We start from the raw sequence: 23,570 nt of genomic DNA on the forward strand, positions 1-23,570 counted from the left end.
GTAGGACGTCGCCACGCGATTAAAAGATCAAGACATTTGTCTTGGTCTTTTTTTATATGTTGGCTTTTCATTTCGATGTTAAAAAGTGCAAATCGGATTGTTGTTTCATACAATTTTGTAATAAGTTAAATTTTTTTGATGTTCTTAAATAAAGTATTAATCTTTTCTTTTTTCTGTTTCAGAGGAGGTGAGAAAGGGTAAAATAAGGATAACAATTGAGCAGGAGGTCGTTATGAAAAAAATAAAATTAGGATTGGCAATAGGTCTTTTATTAGGAATTAGCGGTATATTCCATTCAAATCAAATTGTAAATGCTGCAACATCTTCTGATTCTGAAACGGTCATTAATGAACGTTGGGGAAAGCCGACATTTGTAATGGGGGCAGCTTTGACTGGCGATCAAAAAGCGCAAACGATGGATATTTTAGGAATAAAAGACATCGATAGTGTAAATGTCGAAGTAGCTACTGGAGATGACCTAGTAAAATATTTAGGCTATGGTAGTGGTCAAGATAGCGTGATGTTCAGTTCCGTTGTAGTCAGTCGTGAAAATCAGGGAGAAGGAATCACTGTTGATATCGTAACACCAGAAAATATCACATTGATTACCGCTGATCAATATAAGAATCCACTGGTTACTGCTGGAGTGACAGATGCCACAATTAAAGTCGGTAGTGTGGTGAAAGTAACTGGTGAAAGTGCGCTAACAGGCGTTTATAAGGCTTTTGCGGCAAATGGTGAGGCTGTTGATCCAGAGCGGGCTCAGTTGGCGCAAGAAGAATTGGATACAACTACAGCTGTCGCTGATTCGATTGTCAAAAATGCCAGTGAGAATAATCAAAGCGAAGATTTAAGTGATGCGGATAAAGAAAAGGCCAATGAAGCCTACAAAACACAATTAAATCAAACGCTGGTAGATATTAAAAAAGAATTAGCCGAGCTGAAAGAAAAGCAGGGAGAACTGGCTACTAAGGAAGATGTTGAGAAAATCGTCAATGATGCGTTGGCAAAAAATAATCTTGGTGATTATATCTCAAAAGAAGATATTCAAAAGCTGGTTTCTTTAGCAGAAAAGTATCAAGAAACAGATGGGGTTCTGGACAAAGAGTCTTTGGAACAGCTTGATAAAATCAGTGACGGATTCAAGGATACGGTCAATGATTTGACAGATCAGTTGGGGAAATTCGGCGATACGTTAAAAGGAACACTGGAAGAAAATCAAGGCTTTTTTGCTAATCTGTGGCAAAGTGTGAAAGACTTCTTTAGTGGGTTATTTAATTAAAAAGAAAGCTTGAAATTGGATCATGGAGATTCATTTTCAAGCTTTTTCTTTTTATCTAATTTTGCAAAGAGTGAAAATACACATTTAAGCTGTTTAATGATAAAATTAAGGGGAGTCTTACCTTAGGAGGTAAATGTATGGAAGCTGAGAAGCAGAAAACAAATGAAACAAGTTCAGCAACTTTTGCTGAGATCAAAGAGGTTGCTTCAAAAAATATTACACAAATACTTCAGGATCTTCAGGCATTTGAAGAAGCAATCAAAGAGGAAAATATTCCAGAAATTTATCGGATATATAATGGTCGATTGCATGAGGAATTGAAAAAAACATCCAATGCCCATCATGAAATCGACCAGCTATTGACGCAAAAAATCCATGACCGTTTTATGGCTGCCTTTCCATTTATGGTGCATTATGAGAAAATTTCCGAGACGATTCATTATTATAAAATCGGTGAATATTATCATGAACGGGCCACGATAGGGATTGATGCCAGTATTCCGGAAATTTTTGTGATTCCGGCGATTGATCAGGAGTGGGAAGCATTTAATGAAGAAAAACAGGATGCACTGACGGCGATTGAACGACAAATGGATGAGTTAGATGCTAAACGAATTGCGGCACAATCGGAAATTACGAAATTAGAAGAAAAAATTAAAGAATTGAAGCAACAGGAAACAGCCATTGGCAATTCAAAAGGGTTCTTTAATCGTGGAAAAGTTGATGAAGAATTGGCGGAGATTATTGATCAACGGGAAAAATTGGAAGCGAAAAAGGCGGAATGGCTGCCTTTTATTGAAAACCAATCCCAAGCAGGCAGAGAAAAAGAATATCTGCAACAAGAATATATGCGGACACGGCTAAAACGCGCCATCGTTGAAAAAGAAACCCGCTTGATTACCCGTTATTTTGGCGGAATTCTTCCGATGCACCAACAATTGACGACGTTTTTAGAAAATTACCTTGAAGGAGGCAACGCTGATGAGTAACCTTGAAGAAAAAGATGAATTGCTCTCCTCTGAAACAAATATAACTCAAACAAATGAACTGAAAAATCAAGAACTTCCCGAAGAATCTGTTGTCGAAGAGACTGCACCTTTGACTCCTGTAGAAGAATATTACCAGACAAAAGAGACGGATAGGCAGGAAATTGTTCGCCTGATCGAAGCAGCAGAGGAGGAATTGGCGGATCTGCGCTTGCGGAAATCTTTAATGGAGGCAGATTTTGATCAGTTATTGGCAAAATACAAGGAATTACTTTCTACGGATCAAAGAATTTCCCCTATTGCTAAGAAAACCTTGCTGGAATATTTTTCCTACGAGCTGATGAAACCATTGGCGACGGTAGGACTGCAGCCATCTGGAATTGCCTACGATATCTGGTCAACGAAGCATTTCTATTTGCGCTATCAATTAAATGCTGAAGATCAACTATTGTTTAGTTTCAAATTGATTCCCCTCGACCAAAAATTTACGACAGAATTTATGCCGTTGCTTACGATTCAACCAGATTCAATGGAAGTGGCGGTGGATGACGAGCAGCTTTTGGAATTGATCCGACTGTGGCATGCAGAGAAGATTTTCTCTAAAGATCAACTTTCTCTGGTTAATTACGACCTAAATTTGTTATTGAGCCATTTTCGTCAACTGGAGTTCGTTGTTCAACCTAGCTTGTTAGACAACACGCAACCGCTAGCTGTAAGTCTGGAAAGTGAATACCCGCTTCAAGAAAAAATATTGGATGAAATTTTTATTACTGCGATGGAAAACCCGGATTATGATTTTGAGAAAAACTCTGGAGTTTCTTATCAGGTGCTATTGGATCAAAATCAACGATTACTAATCTCCGGTTTTGAAAACGGACATACCAAGCTGTTTATCGATTCAGATCAACGGAAACGGTCGTTGCTTGATTTTTTCACAAGCTATCCATTCCTCGTTCCTTTGATGGTTCGCAGCAATTAATGAAACAGGTGAAAAGATGAAAAATACCGTTTTTTGTAGTAAAACGAATAAAGATGGTGATTTTTCTGGTACTATTCTTTCTGGCACACAGGAAGTCAAAGAATTGGCGGCTCATGATTTATTAGTAGAAATCGGGGCTGTGGCAGTAAATCCTATTGATTTGAAGCGGCAACAGCTGATACCAGAAAATCAAACTGAAGTATTAGGGTACGATGCGGTGGGAAAAGTTGTTGCGATGGGCTCCAAAGTGAGTACCGATTTTTTGGGGAAACGTGTTTATTACATGGGAACCACGAAACGAGAGGGCAGCTATCAAAAATATCAATTAGTGGATGAAGAATTGGTTGCACTTGCACCTACCACGTTTTCAGATGGTGAAGCGGCGGCATTGCCATTGACAAGTTTGACCGCTTGGGAACTATTGTTTGAAAAATTTCAACTGATTCCTGAAGAAAATACCAATTCCGGCAAAAAGATTTTATTGATCAATGCCGGAGGTGGTGTCGGATCAATCGCGGGCCAATTAGCCAAATGGTGTGGTTTGGAAGTGTATGGAACAGCGAGTCCAAAACATTTTTCTTGGCTCGAAATAAATGGAGTCGACCATTGCTTGGACTATCACCAAGATTTAGCTTCACAATTGCCCGCTCAGCTGAAGTTTGATTTTATTGCTTGCTTCTATGATAGTAGCGAGTATTTACCGCAACTTGCTGCTTTAATTCAACCCTTTGGACGGATTGGATCAATCGTAAATACGGCAGAATCACTGGATCTGAATCCATTAAAAAACCTAAGCGTTTCTTTTGACTGGGTCTATGTTTTTACAAAAACAGATTTCTCTCAAGGAACATCTCAGGGCATCATTCTTAAAAAAATCGCTGATTTGGTGGAAAATGGTAAACTTACGTCTACCATAAGAAAAGAATTTACTGATGGCATCACACAAAAAAATTTAGCAGAAGCTTTTTCGTTGGTTCAAAAAGGACACCCTGGGAAGGTGGTGCTATCTGGTGGAATCATTGCCTGATTTAGAAGAAATCCGAGAATTTTGGGATCAGTTTGCATCAGAATATACTACTATCCAGCAAGAATCAGCATTACCAATTGCAGAAGATATGTACCATTATTTAATAAATACGGGGGTATTTCCGACCAATAGTTTTCTTGATTTGGCCGGGGGTTCCGGTCGATATGTCACCACCTTTTTACCTAGTGTGACGACCTATACTTTAGTCGATATTTCCCCTAAGATGTTAAATTACGCAAGGCAGCAGACTCCAGCAGAAAATTTGCGGTTGGTATGTTCGGATCAGGCCGCTTTTTTTGCTGAAACGCCTGAGAGTTCTTTCTCTGTTGTTTTTTCAGCAATGAATCCTGCACTTTTACAAGTCGAGGACTTGCTAGAAATGAATCGAATCACTGCTAAATGGTGCCTGATTTTACGAATGACTCGCTCAGAAGATTGTTTTACCTCAATTGAAAATTCTGGGATGGCGGAAGAATCCTTGATGAAAAGCTATGAGGAAATGCTCCAACAACAAAAAATCAGTTATTCAAAGCAGTCTTTTCAATATCAAGACGAAGAATCGATTTCTCGAGATTTTTTTCGAGAATACTTTCAAGATCAACTTTCATTTCGAGAGTTAAAAAGCCATGAAGAACGATTTTTTGGTGATTCAGATGAAATGAGCAACCAACGAATCCACGAATTTCAGCTATTGCTTTGGAAAAAACCGGCAGTCGATGCGTAAAAAACGTCGACTGCCGGTTTTTTTTTATGGAAGTTCTTGTGAGTTTGCTGTTAAGAGGGAATGCTTGCGGGAGATAAAATAAGAACCGACGATCAAGCCATAAATTCCAGCGGTGACTAGTGTAACTGCCGGATTGTTGGAAGAGAAGATTGCCAGAAAAATCCCACCTAAACTGACTAAGGTCAGTAAATTGATTCCGCGTTTGATTTTTGAAGTAGAAAACTTCCGTAAATAGTTAAAATAGGCGATACAAAGAATCAACCAGATCATAAGAACCGTATAGGACAAACTCCCAACAAGATAGGTAAAGAGTTCTTCACCAAAAATATAGGACAACAGGACACCTGCATATAAAGTGGCTGTAGAAACCATCACCGCACGATTTGGCACGCCATGTTTGTTCAGCTTCATGTGTTTGCTGAAACGTTTTGATTTTGAAAGTTGCAGATGCAAAATACGTGAGGAGGCATAGATTCCCGAATTAATCGAGGAAAATAAAGCCAGAACAATCACGAGATTGACTAAATCTGCGGCGAAAGGAATGTTCATTTTTTCAAAAACCATCACAAACGGTGAAACATTAGATTGTGCAAGCTCTTGCCATGGATAGATAATCAATAAGAGAAACATGGGAACGATATAAAAGGCGATGATTCGAAAAATGACGCTGTGGATTGCTTTAGGAATCGAACGCTCAGGATCTTCGGTTTCCCCCATTGCGATAATAATCAACTCAGTACCACCGTAAGAATAGATTACAAGTAACAAGGAGTTGAACAATCCCTGCAGTTTATGAGGGAAGAAACCGCCGTGAGTCGTCATGGATTGCATTGTAGGGAAAAATCCTTCGCCAAAAATTTGCTGAACAACCAAGAAGCCGGCAAAGGCAATCAGTAATAGTACCACGCTGATTTTACCAACCGTCAGCCAAAATTCTGTTTCAGCAAAAATACGGACGGACAAAAAATTGATCAAAGTTGTGATCAAAGAAATTCCCAAGATGAAGATCCAGGCTGGCGTATTGGGAAACCAGAGTTGCATAAAACTTGCTGCTGCAACAGCTTCAGCAATCACATTGATCATCCATAATGTCCAATAGAGCCAATCCGTGAAATAAGCGGAAAATTTTCCGATATAGGGTTCAACGATTTCCGATAAGCTACGAGCATGGGTATTTTTCATTGCCAAGGCTCCTGCAGAAGACATAATGCTGTAAAGCAGACAGCCACCTAATAAAAAGGCCAACAAAACAGATGGGCCGGCCAAACCGATCGCCTCGCCACTTCCTTTGAATAATCCGGCGCCGATTGCACCGCCTAAAGCCAACATGGTCACATGTCGGGAATGTAATTTCTTTTGTAATTTATTTTCCATGAAATGCTCCTTTAATTTTAAATAATAGCAGGTGTTTCCTAAGCCAAAATGAATAATACGTGAATTTTCTGAAAATTTCAACTTTTATTGCTCTTCTTTTACTAAATTATCAGAATTATTTCTATTATTTCTCATTCTAGAGTTGTCTCATGAAATAGAAAATGATAGCATGGAACCAGCAAATGGTTGTAGGGAGGCTAACGTGAAGAAGAAAAAAACACTGACATTTGGCGGTATCTTGCTCGTTCTACTGGCTCTCTTTTTTCAATTTTTATTACCGGAACAGGAACCGCAAATTTCTCAAACAAGCGTAGAAAAAAGTGCTGTATCTAGTGAAATTGATGAAGTTGATCTTAGTGATCCTCCACGTTTTGAAAAAATTAAAGTTAATACGATTCGCAATGTGGATGGGGATACCTTTGCTTTCATGGCGAGAGGACAGGAATATAAATTACGGCTGTTAATGGTAGATACGCCCGAAAGTGTCAAACGAGGAGTTGCAGTTCAACCTTTCGGAAAGGAAGCTAGCGATTTTACAAAGCAGCAGTTGACCCGCGGCCAAGTAAGTCTTGTTTTCGATAAAGGAGAGGTTCAAGATCAATACCAACGGTTTCTGGCGTACGTGTATGTTGGAGATGAATTGTTGCAGGATAAATTACTTGAAAACGGCTTGGCGGTTGTTCGCTACGTCAATGATGGTGGGAAAACATATGTAACAGAGTTGTTAGCCGCACAACAAAAAGCACAAGATGAAAAACGCGGTGTTTGGTCGCAATCTGGTTACGTGAAAAAGACAGCGAAAGGTTATTATATGTTCGAGGAGCAGTAAGGAGAGAATCATGGACTATACAAAAGAAAATGCGCAGGTAATTAATGGCTGGGTGACTGACGGATGGGAATGGGGAATTCCTATTTCTTCTGAAATTTTTGCCGAGGCAAAACAAGGTCGGTGGGAAATGGTACTGACACCGAATAGACTTGTTCCCAAAGAATGGTTTTTTTCAGATCTGAAGGGAAAGAAAATATTGGGACTTGCTTCCGGCGGTGGACAGCAAATGCCGATTTTTGCCGCCTTGGGAGCAGAATGTACAGTTTTAGATTATTCTGAAAAACAGATTCAGTCAGAAAAAATGGTGGCGGATCGAGAAGGTTATTCGATTGAAATGATTCAGGGGGATATGACGCAACCATTACCTTTTGCGGACGAAACATTTGATTTGATTTTTCATCCGGTATCCAATTGTTATATAGAGGAGGTGCAACCGGTGTGGGAGGAGTGCTTCCGTATTTTGAAACCTGGTGGCCGATTATTGGCTGGATTGGATAATGGCATGAATTTTATCTTTGATGAAGCAGAAACGACATTGACCCACAAATTACCATTTAATCTTTTAAAAGACCCGGAGCTGCTAAAGACGTGGGATGTAAAAGAATGGGGCTATCAATTTTCTCATACCTTGGACGAACAAATTCGAGGACAATTAAAAGCAGGTTTTAAATTACTTGATCTTTATGAAGATACCAATGGTCAAGGTCGATTACACGACTACAACGTCCCCTCATTTTGGGCAACTTGTGGGGAGAAATAAAAAGATTGGCGGAAAGATTTTTAAAAGTCTTTTCGCCAATCTTTTTTATTCTTCTGATAGAATCACCTTTACCATACGATCAAGGAAGGTTTCTTCTGACAAATCAGGATCGTCTTCGCTTTTTTCCAATTTGACATTTTTCTTTCCATCCGTAAATAGGTAGTGCTCTTTTTCGTTGATGAAAAGGTAATATTCTTGCTCACCTTCAATATAGAGCACTTCTTTAGAATCTGGATATTCTACCGATACGTCCATTACCGTAATTCCTGAAACTTGTGTAGTAAGAAAATCTTCCGTTTGTTTTACTGTTAGAGCCATCGCTCATCGCCTCTTTAAGTTTATCATAGCACTTTTGGAGAAAAAGCGTATGAATAAACACTTTTGAGTGGTTAATCGATAAAGACGTTTAAAAAACTTTGAAAATATAGGACAAAAGTTCGGAAAAGGGTTTTCATAGAACGTTTTTTATTTTATACTAATTCTAAACTAGAAAAGATTATTTCTTTGATTTTATCTAGTTTCTCGAGAAATTTTTTCATTTATGGAGAACTATTCTCAAAAAAATACTGGAGGCGACTTGAGATGTCACTAATTGGAAAAGAAGTTGAAGCGTTTCACGCACAAGCATACCATCAAGGAGAATTTGTTGAAGTCAGTAATGAAGATTTCAAAGGGAAATGGTCGGTTCTTTGTTTTTATCCAGCCGATTTCACATTTGTCTGCCCGACAGAACTAGAAGATTTGCAAGAACAATACGGTAAATTAAAAGAATTGGGTGTGGAGGTTTACTCCTGCTCAACGGATACCCATTTTACACATAAAGCTTGGCATGACCATTCGGATGCCATTGGGAAAATTGAATACACCATGATTGGTGATCCAGCCCACCATATCTCCCGAATTTTTGATGTCTTGGAAGAAGAACAAGGAGCAGCGCAACGGGGTACTTTTATTATTGATCCTGATGGAATCGTTCAAGCATTGGAAATCAATGCGGATGGAATCGGTCGTGATGCAAGTGTTCTGATTGATAAAATTCGGGCGGCTCAATATGTACGTACTCATCCAGGGGAAGTTTGTCCTGCAAAATGGAAAGAAAGTGGCGAAACCCTTAAACCTAGCTTTGATTTAGTTGGGAAAATTTAGGAGGCGAGACGATTGCTGGATAATGAAACGAAAACACAATTGGCACAATATTTGGCGTTGCTTGAATCAGATATCGTTTTTTCTGCAGATTTAGGGAGGGATGCTGATTCGCAAAAGGTGGCTGAATTTTTAGAGGAAGTGGCGGCGATGACGCCTCGCATCACGATTGAAAAAAACCACTTGTCACGAACCCCAAGTTTTGAAGTGAATAAATCTGGCGAAAAAAGCGGCATCGCCTTTGCTGGTTTACCCTTGGGACATGAATTCACCTCCTTTATTTTGGCATTGCTTCAAGTCAGTGGTCGACCTCCCAAAATCGATGAGGAAGTGGCCAAACGTATTCGTGAAATCAAGAAAGAATTGCATTTTGTCACTTATGTTAGTCTGACCTGTCATAACTGCCCGGATGTTGTTCAGGCACTAAATATTATGGCGGTACTTAATCCACAGATCACTCATACGATGGTGGAGGGGAGCATGTATCAAGCAGAAGTTGATGAGCAGAAAATCATGGCTGTCCCTACCGTTTATCTCAACGAAAAGGAATTTAGCAGTGGTCGACAATCCATTGAACAATTGCTGGAAAAAGCTGCTGGTCCTGCAGATGCAACGGCATTTGATGAGAAAGGATTGTTTGATGTCTTAATCGTTGGTGGAGGTCCTGCCGGCAGCAGTTCAGCGATTTATGCCGCTCGCAAAGGAATCAAAACTGGTTTAGTGGCGGAAACTTTTGGCGGACAAGTGCTGGAAACTTTGGGTATCGAAAATATGATCGGTACACCTTATGTAGAAGGTCCCCAATTGATGCACCAAGTAGAAGAACATGTACAAAAATATGCAGTGGATATTATGAAGGGGCAACGGGCAAAAGATATCCGTAAGACAGATAGTAATCTTATAGAAGTCGAGCTAGAAAATGGGGCTGTTCTAAAAACAAAGGCTGCGATTTTAGCGACGGGTGCTCATTGGCGAAATATCAATGTTCCCGGCGAAAAAGAGTTGAGAAATAAAGGGGTTGCCTATTGTCCGCATTGTGACGGTCCTTTGTTCGAAGGAAAAGATGTGGCGGTCATCGGTGGAGGAAATTCCGGCATTGAAGCGGCAATTGATTTGGCGGGTTATGCTAAACAGGTTTTTGTTTTAGAGTTTTTGCCAGAGCTTAAAGCAGATCAGGTTCTCCAAAAAAGACTCGCAGACCTTCCCAATGTGACAGTAATCACCAATGCTGCCACGAAAGAAATTTTGGGGGAGGCACAGGTTTCCGGTCTGGTATACACAGATCGTTTGACGGGAGCAAACAAAAACTTGTCTGTTGACGGTGTCTTTGTCTTAGTCGGACTTGTACCAAACACTAATTGGTTGAAGCCAGACCTGCTGAACGAACGAAAAGAAGTCATTGTTGATATGCAAGGAGCAACGGCAGTCGATGGTATTTTTGCAGCAGGTGACTGTACCGATAGCCACTATAAGCAAATTATTATTTCTATGGGCTCAGGAGCTACCGCAGCATTAGGTGCTTTTGATTATCTGATTCGTCAGGAAAACTAGATGTTATAAAGCTTATTCAGCGAGTTTTTAATCTCTCAATTTATTAATAGAAACACTTAATGAAAGCGCCTAAAATCGGCAATTTTAGGTGCTTTTAGGTATATTTTTCAGGTATGGACTTATAACCATGCGTAATAATTAAGCAACACAAAAAATCTATGTCCAAAACAATCTATAATCAGTTCTTGTGTTCAAACAAAAAGAACTCATTATGAATTTTTTTTTCGTAATAAATTTAGAGCTAAATATAACATAAGGGCATCATAAAATTTTCTTGGGTTATACCCGGAATTCTTCCCTATGTTATTTAATTGGTATTGCAACGTATTTTTATGGATGAATAATTTTTTTGAAGTTTCTTGAAGAGACATATTTGTTTTGAAATAGACAGTCAAAATCTCTATTTGATTTTGGTTGAGAGAATCACCTAGTACTTTATCAATAAATAAATCAATCTTTTTAGCACTTAAAGATGAAAAAAGAATTTCAAGTGATAGGTCATCAAAGTTTATATAGTTAGTTATATAATCATTCAAACTTTTTAAGGCGATTCGTCCAGTTCGAAGGGACTCATTTGCCTGTAGAAGGTGGCAACTCTTTCCACTAGCTATTTTTATTTTTCCTTGATATTTATCTGCAAAAGTTCTAAAAGATGATTCTTCTTCAGTGAATATGTTTGAATCAACAAGAGCTAGATATTCATTTGGATAATTATAAGTAATTAATTTAATTTCATACTTACTAAAATAGTTAATAATCTCTTGTTCAAAAAAGGAAATATTCACATCTGGATTATCTGAATTTAAATGAAATAAAATAACTCTTATATCAGTATTTATATCCAGATTCCATTGGGCAATTAATTTTTTAAGATATTCTGTGGTCAAGTTAGTTCCTTGTGTTAAGGTATTGATTAGGAAATGAATTTGTTCTCGTTTATCAAATTTAGTTTCTTGCATATTTTTTTCTTGAATCAATAAATTTGTAATCCGTTCAGCAAGATACCCATACTTTCTAACTTCCGATGGTTTTCCACTTATTCCAATAATAGAAATGACTGTATTTCCATAGAAAATTGGTATATTTATACCTCTTTTGGTTCCTCTATATTCATCATCGACCATAACTTCAATTTTTTCTCTTCGATCTGCAACCTCTTTGCCAATTTCATGAAAACTACCTACTCTAGATTCATCGGTACTCGAAAAAACGATACCATTATTATCTATGAAATTAATATCATATCCGCATATTTCCTTGACTGCATAAACGATTTGTTCAGCTAGATTTTTATCAATAGTACTTTGCACAAATAATACCACCCTCATATTGTTATACATACTACATTTAATGATTAAAAACATAAATTTATTATTATACATACTATATCATTAGAAAATTCCTTTTGCTACACTTAATGGCAGGTAAGCGCTTGCTGAAAAAGTTTTTTTGTGGAGGACAAATAAGTGAAAGTAATAATTAGTATTGATTCGTTTAAAGGAAGCATCTCTTCTATGGATGCGGGGTACGCAATACAAGAAGGTATTCGCCGCGTATATTCGACAGCAGAGATCATCATCAAACCTTTAGCAGATGGAGGTGAGGGTACGGTTAACGCGCTCGTTGATGGAATGGGTGGAAAAAGAATTAAAATCCCAGTTACTGGACCACTTGGAAATTTAGTGAATGCTGAATATGGCATTATTGAACATGAAAAGATAGCAATAATTGAAATGTCTGAGGCGGCTGGAATCACTCTAGTTCCTAAAGAAAAACGAAATCCATTGTACACGACTACCTACGGTGTGGGTGAAATTATTATGGACGCGATAAAAAAGGGCTGCAGAGATTTCATTATTGGCATAGGTGGAAGTGCAACGAACGATGGTGGATCCGGAATGTTACAAGCTTTGAACTTTGATCTTCTAGATAACAAAAATCAACCAATAGCCTTAGGTGCTATTGGATTAAGAGATTTAGTAACGATTAATAATACGAATGTACCTAGTGTGTTGAAAGAGTGCACATTTCAAATTGCTTGTGATGTTACGAACCCATTATTTGGAGAAAAGGGAAGTAGCAAAATTTTCGGCCCGCAAAAGGGCGCTACGCCAGAAATGGTTGATGAACTAGATAATCTTTTGATAGCGTTTTCTGATATTGCTTCGAAGTTGTACCCCTATTCGAATCCGCAACTTCCTGGAGCTGGCGCTGCTGGCGGTTTGGGATTTACGTTTAATACTTTTTTAGGTGGGAAATTAGAATCAGGGATAGATATAGTTTTGGAAACGATTCAATTAGAAGAAGAGCTTGCTAGTGCGGATCTGGTCATTACAGGAGAAGGCAGATTGGACTATCAAACAGCTATGGGGAAAGCACCTATCGGGGTTGCGCGGCTCGCAAAAAAATTCGGAAAAACGGTTATTGCCTTTTCCGGAAGCGCAACACATGATGCTGTAGAGTGTAATAATCATGGAATAGATGCATTTTTCCCAATTCTAAGGGAAATTTCAACGCTAGAAAAAGCAATGGAAATTAAAAATACAAAGTTAAACTTAAGTGATACCGTTGAACAAACAATGCGTTTGTTAAAATCTAAGGAGGAACGATAAATGGAAGTCACATTTACTACATTAGGTGCGTTATTAGGATTAGCACTTTCAATTATTTTAATTATAAAAAAAATACAGCCTGCCTATAGTTTAATAATCGGAGCACTTATAGGCGGTCTGATTGGTAGTGGAAATTTAGTAGGTACCGTAGACGTCATGATAGTTGGTGCACAAGGTATGATGTCCTCTGTTCTAAGAATTTTAACATCAGGGATTTTAGCCGGTGCTTTGATTAAAACGGGTGCTGCAGAAAAAATTGCAGAGGTCATCGTAAATAAATTAGGTGAGAAAAGAACGATTGCTTCGATTGCAGTTGCGACAATGGTCATTTGTGCTGTTGGCGTATTCATTGATATAGCAGTAATTACTGTTGCACCAATTGCACTAGCGATTGGAAATAAAGTCAAATATAACAAAGCGTCAGTTTTATTAGCCATGATTGGTGGAGGAAAAGCAGGAAACATCATTTCTCCAAATCCAAATACAATCGCAGTATCTGAAGGTTTCAAATTAGATTTGACATCCTTAATGACCGTAAATATTGTTCCAGCAATCGGGGCATTAATTGTGACGATTGTTTTAGCTACCTTTTTAACTAAAAAAACAATGAAAGAAGAAAAAAACTATAACAATAAAAGTGTAGAGAATAAAGAATTACCAAAAATAGGAGCGGCTATTTCTGGACCTGTAGCTGTTATTCTTTTATTAGCATTGCGTCCTTTATTTAATGTTGTCATTGATCCTTTAATCGCATTACCTGTAGGCGGGTTTATTTCTGCATTAGCTTGCGGTAGAGTGAAGAAGTTCCCTGAATACATGGAATTTGGATTGACAAAAGTTATAGGCGTCTCGGTATTATTGATTGGAACAGGGACAATTGCGGGAATTATCAAGGCATCTGCTCTTCAGGGGGATGTCGTTAATCTCCTAGAAATGATGCATCTTCCTTCCTTCGTTTTGGCCCCAATTGCTGGAATTGTTATGGGGGCAGCTACAGCATCTACCACAGCTGGTTCCACCATTGCTTCTCAAACATTCTCCTCAGTGTTACTAAAAGAGGGAGTTCCAGCGTTATTTGCAGGGGCTATGGTTCATACAGGAGCTACTGTTCTAGATTCATTACCTCATGGTTCTTTTTTTCACGCAACTGGAGGATCTGTTGAACTTAATATCAAAGAAAGAATGAAATTAATTCCTTTTGAAGCTATTATTGGATTAACCAGTACGACACTATCAATTGTATGGTATTTAATTTTTAGATAGAAATCATGAGATTTTTTAACGAGAAAGATATTAAAAAAATATGTGAGAAAAGAAATGAGCAACTCGTGAATTTTTATTTTTGACACGAATGAGGTATACCGTTCCACTAGAAAAAACTAATTTTACTGAGTTAGTGTTTTATTATCAAATTAGAAAATCTACTTATTTTTAATCGTTGTGAAAAATGGATAGCCAGTAAATCTTTTCGTGCTTGCTTATACCAATACTAATTTACATGACTTATTAATGACTTTATGATTAAAAAAATCAAAATAAAATTCTAGATTTCTAGTGATCTTTTTGTTATGATATTACTTGTAGACAATTGAATAATTAAAAAAAGGGTTGAGTGAAATACTTCAAGGATTGCGTTCTTCAAGGGGTGAGAAGAACATTTTTTGAAGTGCCTTTTTATTCCGAACGTGCTTCTTAAAAACAGGAGCACGTTTTTTTGTAAAGGAGGAAAGAAATTGAAGGAAGCTTTGGAGCGGATTCGGCAAGCAGAAATTGAGAACGAAAAAAAATACCAACAAGCAGTTGCAGAAATTAAGCGACACCAACAGCAAAAGGAACAGGAGCTCCAAGAATTGACCGCAGCGCTAAAAACAGCGCGTATCCAGAAAGTCAATCAGGTGGAAACAGAGGAACAGCAACAGCTTCAAAATGAAAAAGAGCTGTTGCTTGCGGATGCCAAACAAAAAAAAGCGGCATACCGAGAGCAATATGAAGCAAAGCACGAGCAAATCGTTGGCGAGATTTTAGAGAGGGTGAAGACAACCTATGGCAGTTAGTCCATTAAAAAAACTTTCCATCATCGCCGAAAAGGAAAAGCAAGAAAAAATTCTTCAAATTATTCAAGGAACACAGCAATTAGAGATTGAAGACGTCTTGAATCATGAAGAAAATCAAACTTGGATCAAGGCCTATTTTCCAGAAGGCAGTCTTTTAACAACGGAAGATACACATCGCTATGATCAATTGCTTGCATCGATTCGTGAAGGAATTCAATTTATCAGAAATCATGGAGATGCCAAACAAAAAATCGTGGAATTGAAGCGTTCGGTAACTACTTTGGACTCCTTGGAAGCCACTTTTGATCAGGAAAAAATACTTCACTTGCTAGAAGAAATCAATTTGTTGAAAGATGCGTGGGAGAACAACCAACAAAAGGAAAAAACGTATTTGGAGGCAGAGGATTGGGGAACTGATTGGCAGAGCTTAGATATTGCCCCAAGTGAATCAACCCTTAAGACGACCACCTATGTCTTTGGGTCAATTGCAAATGAGCAATGGGAAGAATTACGGACCAGGCTTTTGGAAAATGAGCGGTTTTATTTTGAGATTATCACGACAAAACCGAAAGAAACTCTGTTTAGCTTGATTTATCTTAAAGAAGAAAAGACCCTTGTTCAGAATATTTTCCAACATTTTGGTGTTAAACTGGAAACCGTTTTTCATGAGGAAGAACCAAAGCAGGTGTTGGCAGAAGCAAAACAGCAGCTGACTGCTCTAGCTAAGGAACGCAAACTACTGACAAAACAGATCGGTGAAAAAAAAGCACAGGTTGCTGACCTGCAATTAGCCGAAGAAGTGCTGTTAGCCAAACAAGCGCGTGAAGTTGCCAAACAAGGCTCTTTACGGTCTCGTTACTTAATAGTGATCCGTGGTTGGATTGCCGCAGCAGACAGTGAAAAAATCACCAAAAAAATCCAGCGAGCCTTTCCTGAAAATGAAGTGTATCTTTCTTTTGAAGATCCAACAAAAAGCGAGATTGCACAAAATCAAGCACCAACGAAATTAACGAATAGCAAGTTGGTAAAGCCTTTTGAGATATTAACGGCGATGTATAGCTTGCCAAAATACGATGAAATCGACCCTACTCCGTGGATGATGCCGTTTTACTTGATTTTCTTCGGCATGATGGTAGCTGATACTGGGTATGGAGCAGTTATGCTTTTGATAACGACACTTGCGATAAAATTTCTGACTCTGCCAAAAGGGACGATGAATTTTATGAAGCTGTTTCAGTTATTGTCTTTTCCGACCATTGCTTGGGGACTGATTTATGGGAGCATCTTTGGGGCGGATTTACCTTTCCATCTGCTTGCACCCTCAAAAGATTTCATGGCAATTTTCGGAATCTCGATGATTTTCGGCGGACTGCAGATTTTTACCGGGCTGTTTTTAGCAGCAAGGGAAAATATCAAGCGCAAGGATTACTTGGCAGCAATTAATGAAGGGTTTTCTTGGCAGGGAATTTTGGCCGGTATCTTAGTGGCGGCAGCCGGTTCGTTAGTTGTTAAATCAAGTCTTATGACAACAATCGGAATCATTATTGCGGCATTTAGCGCATTATTCGTTATTTTGATTCCAATGATTACATCTAAATCCAAAGTTGGTGGCTTTTTTATGGGACTATATGACTTGTATGGGGTTACCGGCTATATCGGCGATTTTGTCAGTTACAGCCGTTTGATGGCATTGGGAATTTCTGGGGGAAGTATCGCGGCGGCGTTTAATATGCTCGTCGGCTACATGCCGCCAGCAGCACGTTTTTCAATCGGGATTCTTTTATTGATTGCTTTGCAAGGATTAAATATTTTCTTATCTCTGTTGAGCGCCTATGTTCACGCAGCACGTTTACAATATGTAGAATTTTTCGGCAAGTTTTATACTGGTGGTGGGCGACCATTTCAAGCCTTCAAGCCAGAGGAAAAATATATGAATTTTGAAGAAGAAAATGGAGGAAAAGATAAATGATACAGTATTTGATTGAGAACCAAGGTGGAATGATCTTTGCAATTTTAGGTATGGGGATGGCGACGATTTTTTCAGGAATCGGATCATCAAAAGGTGTGGGAATGACTGGGGAAGCAGCCGCAGCATTGACCACCAGCCAACCAGAAAAATTTGGACAAGCATTGATTCTTCAGCTTTTACCAGGTACCCAGGGATTGTATGGTTTCGCGATTGCTGCAATGATTTTCGGGAGTCTTTCTGGAGATATGTCTACAATAGACGGAATTGCTTACTTCGGTGCTTCGCTTCCTGTTGCTTTTACCGGACTATTTTCGGGTATTGCCCAAGGGAAAGTTGCCGCTGCAGGTATTCAAATTTTAGCGAAGAAACCTGAGCATTTCTTTAAAGGTGTTATGTTTTCGGTTATGGTAGAAATGTACGCCATTTTAGGATTCGTTATTTCATTCTTATTATTGGGAAGCATCTAGTACCTACTAGAATGTTCGTTCCACTTTCGTTCATTCCTTTGGTGAACGAATGAGAGATGAGAACCGACAGGGATTTTGAAAAAATTCCAACCAAAAATAAGCTGGGAGGGAATAAAATGGATGCCATTGAAAAAATCATTGAACAAATCAATGAAAAGGCGGTAGAGGAACGAGAAATCTACCGAGAAGAAGCACTGCAGACGATCCAAGCAACAACGGATCAACAAAAAGCAGCGATTGAAACTGAGCATGAAAAACAATTGGATAAGCAGCTGCAAGGAGTAAAAAATAAATACAAACAATTACGATCTCGTCAGCAAGTAGAAGTTCGGCAAGAAACTTTAATCGAAAAACAGCACTATCTAGATAAACTTTTTGAGGAAGCCTACGAAATTATGGGCAATTGGTCAAAAAATGAAATGCAGCAATTTGCCAAAAGTTGCTTACAGGCGTTACCAATCAATGGCGAAGTCATGCTGCTTACAGGTGAAAAAAACCAGCTAGCGTTATCTAGCGACTGGTTGGAAGAAATCAGTAATGAACTGTCCTATACCCTTCATTTAGGCGAGGCAATTCAAAATGAAGGATTTATCGTAGACGACCAGGGAATCCAATACAATTTTTTGTACCGCGATTTGCTGAATGAATTACGATCACAGGCTGGCAGCGAGATTACCCGCGAATTATTTGAGTAGGAGGGGTGACATGAGCAATCCGCTATATCATAAAATAAATCCCTTTATTCGCTTGAAGGAAAATGAATTATTAAAACCCGATTTTTTTGAACAATTAATTGCTGCTGAAAATTTTCAACAAATTAGAGAACTATTGGCACAAACGGTTTACGGAAACAATTTAGGTGAAAATTTTGAATTGACGATCGAACAGACGTTGAATCAGGAATTGCTGACGACTTATGAAGAATTGATTGAAGTAGCGCCCGAACCGAAAGTAATCTGGATGTATACGATGCGCTATACCTTTCATAATTTGAAGGTGTTGACAAAAGCTGAAATCGCTGGTGAAAACTATGATTCCCTCTTTTTGCCAGACGGATTTTATTCATTAGACAAGCTGAAAACGGCGATTCAAACAGGGAAATCAACGGTTTTGCCGACAACAGTCCTTAAAAGTATCCAGGAAGTGAGAGAGCACATCGAAGAATCGACCATTCTTCAAGGAATCGATGTCATCTATGATCGTCGCTTTTTGAAAGAACAGCGGCGCTTGGCAGAGGAGCTGGGGTATCCAGAACTATTGGAGGAAGTCACAGCATCTATTGATTTGAATAATATCATCACCGCTTTGCGTTGTTTGATTCAAAAAAGAACACAGGCCTTTCTGTCAGCGGTTCTTTCCAGTTCAGGCAGTATTTCAAAGGAAACCTATATGAGCTTTGCCGGAAAAGATCTGGATAGCTTTCGAACGTTTTTATTAGAAAGTGCTTATGGTGAGTTGATTCGGCCGGCAATTGAGAAAGAAGAAATCGACTTTGCCCAATTAGATTTGATCAAAGATGATTATTTGACAGAAATCGTTGAAGGCGCACAGACACAAGCCTTTGGTCCATTGCCATTACTAGCATTTTTGAATGCCAAAGATATCGAAGCAAAAAATCTGCGGTTGATTATCGTTGGCAAACGTAGTGGTTTTACGGCAACACAAATTAAAGAAAGGATGCGAAAAACCTATGACGTATAAAATTGGAGTCATCGGCGATAAAGAATCCATCCTGCCTTTCAAATTATTCGGTTTCACCGTTAAATACGGCACGGATAAAAAAACAGTTGAAGAAGCGTTCAACGCAATGATCAAAGAAAAATTTGGTGTAATTTATATCACTGAACCTTGTGCACAATTAATACAGGATCAAATCGACCGTTACGACTCACAACTGACACCTGCTGTGGTATTGATTCCCAATCACGATGGCTCACTTGGCATCGGAACACAGGCAGTGCAGAATAATGTGGAAAAAGCGGTCGGACAAAATATCCTTTAGGGAGGAGCTGAAATCGTGCAAATTGGAACGATAGTTAAAGTTTCAGGTCCATTAGTAATGGCTGAAAATATGGGACATGCAAGTATCCAGGACATCTGTTATGTAGGTGATCTTGGCGTTATTGGAGAAATCATCGAGATGCGTAAAGACGTTGCCTCGATTCAAGTATATGAAGAAACGGCAGGAATTGGACCGGGAGAGCCGGTTCGTTCAACAGGTGAAGCATTATCCGTTGAGTTGGCTCCGGGAATCCTTTCACAAATGTTTGACGGGATTCAACGGCCTCTCGATCGCTTTATGGAGAAAACCAAGAGCAATTATCTTTTGCGGGGAGTACAACTGCCGGCTTTGGATCATGAGAAAAAATGGGATTTCCAACCGTTGGCTCAGATCGGTGATCAGGTTACTGCCGGAGATATCATAGGTACGGTTCAGGAAACAAAACTGATCGTTCACAAAATCATGGTTCCAAATGGAATTAGTGGAAGGATTCAAGACATTCAACCGGGAGCTTTTACAATTGATGAAACAATTTATACTCTTCAAACTGAAGAGGGAGAAAAAACTTTTTCGATGCTGCAAAAATGGCCGGTACGCCGGGCAAGACCGGTAAAAGAAAAGCTGAATCCAGAAGCACCAATGATTACTGGACAGCGGGTCATTGATACGTTCTTTCCGGTGGCTAAAGGCGGTGCGGCCGCAGTTCCCGGACCATTTGGTGCTGGGAAAACAGTCGTACAGCATCAAATCGCCAAATGGGCAGATGTGGATTTAGTGGTTTACGTTGGTTGTGGCGAACGGGGAAATGAAATGACTGACGTGATGAATGAGTTCCCGGAACTGATTGACCCAAATACAGGTGAACCATTGATGGAACGGACGATTTTAATTGCAAACACCTCAAACATGCCGGTAGCGGCTCGTGAAGCATCGATTTATACCGGTATCACCATTGCGGAATATTTCCGTGATATGGGGTATTCGGTGGCTATCATGGCGGATTCTACCTCTCGTTGGGCAGAAGCGTTACGGGAAATGTCTGGTCGTTTAGAAGAAATGCCCGGAGATGAAGGCTATCCTGCTTATTTAGGCAGCCGATTGGCAGAATACTATGAACGATCAGGGAAAGTTGTTGCTCTTGGGTCAGAGGGACGAGAAGGAAGTATCACCGCAATCAGCGCGGTTTCTCCTTCTGGGGGAGATATTTCTGAACCGGTGACTCAAAATACATTACGGGTAGTAAAAGTTTTCTGGGGCTTGGATTCCACCCTTGCTCAACAGCGCCATTTTCCTGCAATTGATTGGCTGCAAAGCTATTCCTTATATGAAACGGAAATCGGCAATTACCTAGATCAGCAGCTGCAAGTAGAATGGTCCAGCTTGGTGACCGAGGCAATGCGGATGCTGCAAAAAGAATCTGAATTAAATGAAATTGTTCGTTTAGTGGGAATTGATTCGTTATCTGACAAGGACCAACTTCTGCTGAAGGTTACAAAATCGATTCGAGAGGATTATTTACAGCAAAATGCGTTTGATGATGTAGATACCTTTACTTCAAGAGAAAAACAATTTCATATGCTGAACAATATTTTGACCTTCGGAAAAGAAGCGGCGAATGCATTGACTTTAGGTTCTTATCTTTCAGAAATAATGAAGGGCACTGTTTTACTGCGGGATCGATTGGCTCGGATGAAATATGTACCGGAAGAAAATCTAGATCAAATTCTTGCAATGCAACAAGAAATCAAAGAAACGATTAAAGAAATCGTCCAAGAAGGGGGCATGACGAATGATTAAAGAGTACAAAACAATCGGTGAAGTTGTCGGCCCGTTAATGGCGGTAGAAAAGGTTTCTGGTGTGAAGTATGAAGAATTAATCGAGGTTCGCTTACAAACAGGGGAACTACGTAAAGGTCAGGTTTTAGAAGTAGAGGAAGACAAAGCCCTTGTTCAGATTTTTGAAGGCACCAGCGGCATCAATCTGCGGGATTCTGCCGTTCGCTTTTTAGGACATCCTTTGGAACTAGGCGTTTCAGAAGATATGATTGGACGAGTTTTTGACGGATTAGGCAGACCAAAAGACAATGGTCCGGAAATTCTACCGGAAAAAATGTTGGACATCAATGGAGAAGCCATCAATCCAATGGCTCGGGATTATCCAGATGAGTTTATCCAAACAGGGATTTCATCTATCGATCATTTGAATACCTTGGTTCGTGGACAAAAATTGCCGATATTCTCAGGTTCAGGATTACCTCACAAAGAGTTAGCGGCACAAATTGCTCGTCAAGCAACCGTTTTGAATAAAGATGACGATTTTGCAGTGGTTTTTGCCGGTATCGGCATCACCTTTGAAGAAGCGGAATACTTTATGGAGGACTTTCGTAAAACCGGCGCCATTGATCGCTCAGTTGTATTTATGAACTTGGCGAATGATCCTGCCATCGAACGAATCGCAACCCCAAGAATGGCGCTAACGGCAGCGGAATACCTTGCCTATGAAAAAGGAATGCATGTCTTAGTTATCATGACTGACATGACCAACTATTGTGAAGCTTTGCGGGAAATTTCAGCCGCTCGTCGAGAAGTTCCCGGTCGTCGTGGTTATCCGGGATATCTGTATACCAACTTGGCAACGTTGTATGAACGAGCTGGACGAATTCGTGGATTGAAAGGCTCTGTCACCCAGATTCCGATTTTGACGATGCCCGAAGATGATAAAACTCATCCAATCCCCGATCTAACCGGCTACATCACAGAAGGACAAATTATTTTGTCTCGGGAGTTGTATAAAAATGGTATCCAGCCACCAATCGATGTGTTGCCGTCTTTATCTCGTCTAAAGGACAAGGGGACCGGTGAAGATAAAACCCGCAAAGATCATGCGGCTACGATGAACCAGTTGTTTTCTGCCTATGCCCAAGGGAAACAAGCCAAAGAATTAGCTGTAGTTTTAGGGGACTCTGCTTTATCGGATGTCGATAAAATTTACGCAAAATTCACTGAACGGTTTGAAGATGAGTATGTCAATCAAGGGTACCAAACCAATCGATCGATAGAAGAAACACTTGATCTTGGTTGGGAGTTGTTGAGTATTTTACCGCGAACGGAGTTAAAACGGATCAAAGATGAAATGATCGATGAGTTTTTGCCTAGTAAAGGGGTCGAATAAAATGGCCAAATTAAACGTCAATCCAACTCGTATGGAACTTGCTCGTTTAAAGAAGCAGTTGACGACAGCAAAAAGAGGGCATAAATTGCTGAAAGACAAGCAAGATGAGTTGATGCGGCAATTTATCCTATTGGTGAAACAAAATGACAAACTGCGAAAAGAAGTCGAAAACCTGATGGAAAGTGCCATGCGTTCGTTTCGACTGGCAAATGTCACGTTGAATGAATCCTTTATCGAAGAATTGTTTATTCTGCCTTCTGCTCGTGTAGAGTTGGATGTTTCACAAAAAAATATCATGAGTGTGGAAGTTCCGGTGATGCATTTTAACTATGATGCCCACACGATCGAAACGCCTTTGGAATATGGGTATTTAAATTCCAATGTTCCTCTGGATAATTCCATTGATCGTTTTACGTCGGTATTGCCAAGTTTATTAAAATTGACGGAAATTGAAAAGACCTGTCAGTTGATGGCCAGTGAAATTGAAAAGACGCGACGACGGGTAAATGCGTTGGAATATATGACGATTCCTGAATTGGAAGAAACAATCTATTACATTCGAATGAAGCTGGAAGAAAATGAGCGTTCGGAAGTCACCCGAATGATCAAAGTCAAAAACATGAATAAATAAGGATTCTT

At 39.4% G+C, this 23,570-nt stretch carries 23 protein-coding genes; 20 read left to right on the forward strand and 3 right to left on the reverse strand.

The features are described from left to right. The first annotated feature begins 232 nt into the window (after nucleotides 1–232). The 5 genes from BAU16_RS09370 (at nucleotide 233) to BAU16_RS09390 (ending at nucleotide 4,998) form a co-directional block, all read left to right on the forward strand. On the forward strand, nucleotides 233–1,282 hold the full coding sequence (locus BAU16_RS09370) for a DUF1002 domain-containing protein (protein ID WP_137605870.1): 1,050 nt from the start codon (nucleotides 233–235) through the stop codon (nucleotides 1,280–1,282). Nucleotides 1,283–1,419: 137 nt separating this feature from the next. Then, the gene (locus tag BAU16_RS09375; RefSeq protein WP_137605869.1) at nucleotides 1,420–2,271 is read left to right on the forward strand and encodes a hypothetical protein; all 852 of its coding nucleotides are present in this window, start codon (nucleotides 1,420–1,422) and stop codon (nucleotides 2,269–2,271) included. After that, nucleotides 2,264–3,247, forward strand: coding sequence for a hypothetical protein (locus BAU16_RS09380; protein ID WP_237579234.1), 984 nt, complete (start codon nucleotides 2,264–2,266; stop codon nucleotides 3,245–3,247). Before BAU16_RS09375 ends, BAU16_RS09380 begins: the two co-directional genes overlap by 8 nt. A gap of 16 nt (nucleotides 3,248–3,263) precedes the next feature. Continuing rightward, nucleotides 3,264–4,274 carry a zinc-binding alcohol dehydrogenase family protein gene (locus BAU16_RS09385; RefSeq protein WP_161526998.1) on the forward strand — a complete coding sequence of 337 codons (1,011 nt, stop codon included), beginning with the start codon at nucleotides 3,264–3,266 and terminating at the stop codon, nucleotides 4,272–4,274. After that, nucleotides 4,258–4,998, forward strand: coding sequence for a class I SAM-dependent methyltransferase (locus BAU16_RS09390; protein WP_137605867.1), 741 nt, complete (start codon nucleotides 4,258–4,260; stop codon nucleotides 4,996–4,998). The genes BAU16_RS09385 and BAU16_RS09390 overlap by 17 nt, the downstream gene beginning before the upstream one ends. A gap of 24 nt (nucleotides 4,999–5,022) precedes the next feature. Here BAU16_RS09390 and BAU16_RS09395 read toward each other — a convergent pair whose 3' ends face one another. Beyond that, nucleotides 5,023–6,372, reverse strand: coding sequence for an amino acid permease (locus tag BAU16_RS09395; protein ID WP_048605356.1), 1,350 nt, complete (start codon nucleotides 6,370–6,372; stop codon nucleotides 5,023–5,025). A gap of 202 nt (nucleotides 6,373–6,574) precedes the next feature. On the opposite strand from BAU16_RS09395, the gene BAU16_RS09400 reads away from it, so the two are divergent. Then, nucleotides 6,575–7,201 carry a thermonuclease family protein gene (locus tag BAU16_RS09400; protein ID WP_237579235.1) on the forward strand — a complete coding sequence of 209 codons (627 nt, stop codon included), beginning with the start codon at nucleotides 6,575–6,577 and terminating at the stop codon, nucleotides 7,199–7,201. Nucleotides 7,202–7,211: 10 nt separating this feature from the next. Then, the gene (locus BAU16_RS09405; protein ID WP_048605289.1) at nucleotides 7,212–7,961 is read left to right on the forward strand and encodes a class I SAM-dependent methyltransferase; all 750 of its coding nucleotides are present in this window, start codon (nucleotides 7,212–7,214) and stop codon (nucleotides 7,959–7,961) included. 45 nt (nucleotides 7,962–8,006) lie between these two features. Here the strand turns inward: BAU16_RS09405 and BAU16_RS09410 are convergent, their stop codons facing one another. Next, nucleotides 8,007–8,279, reverse strand: a complete 273-nt coding sequence (locus BAU16_RS09410; RefSeq protein WP_048605288.1) for a hypothetical protein — start codon at nucleotides 8,277–8,279, stop codon at nucleotides 8,007–8,009. Nucleotides 8,280–8,543: 264 nt separating this feature from the next. On the opposite strand from BAU16_RS09410, the gene ahpC reads away from it, so the two are divergent. Both ahpC and ahpF read left to right on the forward strand, forming a co-directional pair. Further along, nucleotides 8,544–9,107 carry an alkyl hydroperoxide reductase subunit C gene (gene ahpC / locus BAU16_RS09415; RefSeq protein ID WP_048605287.1) on the forward strand — a complete coding sequence of 188 codons (564 nt, stop codon included), beginning with the start codon at nucleotides 8,544–8,546 and terminating at the stop codon, nucleotides 9,105–9,107. A gap of 12 nt (nucleotides 9,108–9,119) precedes the next feature. Further along, a complete protein-coding gene (gene ahpF / locus BAU16_RS09420) occupies nucleotides 9,120–10,655 on the forward strand; it encodes an alkyl hydroperoxide reductase subunit F (RefSeq protein WP_137605864.1) in 1,536 nt (511 codons plus the stop codon). Between the two features lie 209 nt (nucleotides 10,656–10,864). Here the strand turns inward: ahpF and BAU16_RS09425 are convergent, their stop codons facing one another. Continuing rightward, the gene (locus BAU16_RS09425) at nucleotides 10,865–11,965 is read right to left on the reverse strand and encodes a CdaR family transcriptional regulator (protein ID WP_161526999.1); all 1,101 of its coding nucleotides are present in this window, start codon (nucleotides 11,963–11,965) and stop codon (nucleotides 10,865–10,867) included. A gap of 156 nt (nucleotides 11,966–12,121) precedes the next feature. Here BAU16_RS09425 and BAU16_RS09430 point away from each other — a divergent pair, with 156 nt between their 5' ends. The 11 genes from BAU16_RS09430 (at nucleotide 12,122) to BAU16_RS09480 (ending at nucleotide 23,562) form a co-directional block, all read left to right on the forward strand. Further along, nucleotides 12,122–13,267, forward strand: coding sequence for a glycerate kinase family protein (locus BAU16_RS09430; protein ID WP_161527000.1), 1,146 nt, complete (start codon nucleotides 12,122–12,124; stop codon nucleotides 13,265–13,267). Next, on the forward strand, nucleotides 13,268–14,530 hold the full coding sequence (locus BAU16_RS09435) for a GntP family permease (RefSeq protein WP_137605861.1): 1,263 nt from the start codon (nucleotides 13,268–13,270) through the stop codon (nucleotides 14,528–14,530). A 470-nt stretch (nucleotides 14,531–15,000) separates the two neighbouring features. Next, nucleotides 15,001–15,321, forward strand: coding sequence for a hypothetical protein (locus BAU16_RS09440; protein ID WP_137605860.1), 321 nt, complete (start codon nucleotides 15,001–15,003; stop codon nucleotides 15,319–15,321). Next, nucleotides 15,311–17,290: a V-type ATP synthase subunit I gene (locus BAU16_RS09445; RefSeq protein ID WP_137605859.1), complete on the forward strand. Its 1,980-nt coding sequence runs from the start codon at nucleotides 15,311–15,313 to the stop codon at nucleotides 17,288–17,290. The genes BAU16_RS09440 and BAU16_RS09445 overlap by 11 nt, the downstream gene beginning before the upstream one ends. Further along, nucleotides 17,287–17,757 carry a V-type ATP synthase subunit K gene (locus BAU16_RS09450; RefSeq protein ID WP_137605858.1) on the forward strand — a complete coding sequence of 157 codons (471 nt, stop codon included), beginning with the start codon at nucleotides 17,287–17,289 and terminating at the stop codon, nucleotides 17,755–17,757. The genes BAU16_RS09445 and BAU16_RS09450 overlap by 4 nt, the downstream gene beginning before the upstream one ends. 116 nt (nucleotides 17,758–17,873) lie before the next feature. After that, nucleotides 17,874–18,452, forward strand: a complete 579-nt coding sequence (locus BAU16_RS09455; protein WP_137605857.1) for a V-type ATP synthase subunit E — start codon at nucleotides 17,874–17,876, stop codon at nucleotides 18,450–18,452. Between the two features lie 10 nt (nucleotides 18,453–18,462). Next, on the forward strand, nucleotides 18,463–19,458 hold the full coding sequence (locus BAU16_RS09460; RefSeq protein WP_161527001.1) for a V-type ATPase subunit: 996 nt from the start codon (nucleotides 18,463–18,465) through the stop codon (nucleotides 19,456–19,458). Continuing rightward, nucleotides 19,448–19,759 (forward strand): V-type ATP synthase subunit F, encoded by a 312-nt coding sequence (locus BAU16_RS09465; RefSeq protein ID WP_048605280.1) that lies wholly within the window; start codon nucleotides 19,448–19,450, stop codon nucleotides 19,757–19,759. The genes BAU16_RS09460 and BAU16_RS09465 overlap by 11 nt, the downstream gene beginning before the upstream one ends. Before the next feature lie 15 nt (nucleotides 19,760–19,774). After that, nucleotides 19,775–21,556, forward strand: a complete 1,782-nt coding sequence (locus tag BAU16_RS09470; RefSeq protein WP_048605279.1) for a V-type ATP synthase subunit A — start codon at nucleotides 19,775–19,777, stop codon at nucleotides 21,554–21,556. Further along, nucleotides 21,549–22,931 carry a V-type ATP synthase subunit B gene (locus BAU16_RS09475; RefSeq protein WP_161527002.1) on the forward strand — a complete coding sequence of 461 codons (1,383 nt, stop codon included), beginning with the start codon at nucleotides 21,549–21,551 and terminating at the stop codon, nucleotides 22,929–22,931. The genes BAU16_RS09470 and BAU16_RS09475 overlap by 8 nt, the downstream gene beginning before the upstream one ends. A 1-nt stretch (nucleotide 22,932) precedes the next feature. Further along, nucleotides 22,933–23,562, forward strand: coding sequence for a V-type ATP synthase subunit D (locus BAU16_RS09480; RefSeq protein ID WP_048605277.1), 630 nt, complete (start codon nucleotides 22,933–22,935; stop codon nucleotides 23,560–23,562). Nucleotides 23,563–23,570: the final 8 nt, after the last annotated feature.

The sequence above is a fragment of the Enterococcus sp. JM9B genome, assembly GCF_009933265.1.
GTDB classification, from domain to species: Bacteria; Bacillota; Bacilli; order Lactobacillales; family Enterococcaceae; genus Enterococcus_C; species Enterococcus_C songbeiensis.